At 41.6% G+C, this 2,202-nt stretch carries 2 protein-coding genes; both read right to left on the bottom strand.

From position 1 onward, the window contains the following. Positions 1–73 precede the first annotated feature (73 nt). Positions 74–1,612 carry an ATP-binding protein gene (locus RYZ26_RS19770; RefSeq protein ID WP_317684983.1) on the bottom strand — a complete coding sequence of 513 codons (1,539 nt, stop codon included), beginning with the start codon at positions 1,610–1,612 and terminating at the stop codon, positions 74–76. A 17-nt stretch (positions 1,613–1,629) separates the two neighbouring features. Continuing rightward, on the bottom strand, positions 1,630–1,866 hold the full coding sequence (locus RYZ26_RS19765) for a hypothetical protein (protein WP_317684982.1): 237 nt from the start codon (positions 1,864–1,866) through the stop codon (positions 1,630–1,632). Positions 1,867–2,202 lie beyond the last annotated feature (336 nt).

Genomic DNA, 2,202 nt, shown 5'->3' with positions numbered 1-2,202 from the left:
TATGACAAAACGATGTTAAGCTTTCTCGGCTTCGTTCAGGTCACATCAATTCGGGTTTGGGTAAAGCACTTTGTCAACAGAACCTAAACATCTGCTCAATAACTGGGTACTTCATGTTCAAGAAGAGATCACCCGTACTCTGATAATACCTTCCGGCACGACCTTTTAACTTCTTCTCCTCGATCTCGTAGTCTTCCTCAAGTCGAATGAGTGTTGGTGCTCTTTCAAGATTCTTCATCATTGAAGCCATTTTCGAACCATGACTGGTAACGGTAAAGTCAATATGCCCTTCTCTTGAACCTTTCCCGCCTTTATTTCCTTCTCCTTGATAAATATCTTGCGTGGCATTACCATTGCCAGCATCCAATTGAATCAATCCATCAGTTCGAATGCGTGGACTTGTAGTCTGCACACGCAACTTGTTCAGCATGTCTTGCAGTGTATTTCTTATAGTGTCATCTGAATCAGCACCTGTTGGTGCAAAGGAATGGATCAAATCAATAAACCATTCCGGTCTATTCTCAATTACAAGGTTTGCAAAATCCATAACTCCGACGGCATCCTGCTCGCCATCAATGTATCTTAAAAACTGGCGATAAGCATCAGGCCGGACATTTGCATCATTTGGCAACTCAACATGAACAGACAAATGTTGCGCTCCAAAAGGAACGCCAAAAGTAGGAGCATGTAATTTCCACTCCTTCTTCTTCATTAGATCATACATTTCATCTTTGAATATGATGGCACATGTACTTACATCCGAAGTCACAGAGCCGCTAATCGAATTATTATGGCTCCCGCCAACAGCTAATGGTTTGTCATACAAGTAATGAATCTTAATTCCATTCTCTGCTTTAACCGTCTCATTCTGCTCAAAGAAACGCAGACGGTTAGGAATGGTTTCAAATTGCCGAGAACCTGATTGCAATTTATGTGTACCCTCTTCCATTCTGACCATCAAGTCACAGGGAAGGTGGTAGAAACGGTGATAAAGGTACGTTGCGAGCCACTGCTTCTCTTGTTTTGGGTTACCATCATAAGGGTCAGACACAGTGTTCTGATCAGGATGATTACCAAGAAGGACAACCTCAGTCCAATCAGTCAAAACATCATATTTTCCTTCAGAGTGCACCAGCTCAGTTACTTCAATTACGTCTCCGATTTCATTGTCATATTCATCAAATCGATTAATTCGACCATAGACACCTGATCGATGAGCAAGGATAACTTCATGCACAACACCGCCTTTACAGGAGCGGTAACGCAACCCTTCTTTGTTTGAAGGAAGGGAAGCGACTTTCGCTCCCATCCCAAAATTATCATCTAAACCTTTTGTTTTCCGGATGGACGCAGCAAGGTTTGTCATCCTCACTAATTCAGCATCATCCATGCCCGGGCCAGTGTTCCAAATAGTAAGCTTGGGAATGTCATTAAAATGCGTGACCCCGAAAGTAACTCTCGGCTCCCCGTTGACCGCTTGAGTAGCAGCTTCAACAGCATTTTTGAATAACTCACGAATCATCATTACTTTTGGGCAACGATCAATCGTACTTGCTACCAAGAAATCTTGGTCATCAACTTTCAGAGCATTGACTTCAAGAACTGCATTCATGCCTATTCCCCCTATTTCTAGAACGTGAATCTTTGCTTTCTCTTATCTTTTGTATCAGCGAACTTTGCCTCCATTTTGGAAACTTCATCTTTCAGAGCCTTAACGATCTTCTTAATTTCTGCTGCTTCCCACTCGTACAAACGCTTATTTGATAAATTGCCAATGCGCTCAATTGCCTCAAGAGCCTTATCTGTCCTGCGTACAGCCAGCTCACGAAACTTATCGCGCTTAGGACCACTATCCTTATTAGTCATATAACTACCTTTGACTCGGTTAGGTTACAAATACATATACACTTCCAAATAATTTGAGTCAATATTCGACAGATATGCGTTAAAATAATGACAAAAAAAAATCACAAAAATTTCCATATTATTGATAGATATTCATGTTTTTATTCATCAGAAATACTCTTAAATTATGCACATAATACACCACTAGCTTCCCATACCCCGTTCCCTTTCGAACAAAAAACCTATACCCTCCCGCCCACAATTCCAATTCCGGGGACAGCCACGAATGGCACTAAGTTAAGGCGTTTTTGGGTTTGTATTTGGTTCGGTGAAGGCACTCAATCATTTCATGTCTCG

It is taken from the genome of Terasakiella sediminum (assembly GCF_033100395.1).
Classification (GTDB): domain Bacteria; phylum Pseudomonadota; class Alphaproteobacteria; order Rhodospirillales; family Terasakiellaceae; genus Terasakiella.
Note: the sequence above shows the minus strand (reverse complement) of the source record. Positions and strands in the feature narration are given on the sequence as shown.

What these genes read in the sequence shown, in the direction of transcription:
- RYZ26_RS19770 (WP_317684983.1), bottom strand. Translation starts at nt 1,612, where the DNA reads ATGAATGCAGTTCTTGAAGTCAATGCTCTGAAAGTTGATGACCAAGAT.
- RYZ26_RS19765 (WP_317684982.1), bottom strand. Translation starts at nt 1,866, where the DNA reads ATGACTAATAAGGATAGTGGTCCTAAGCGCGATAAGTTTCGTGAGCTG.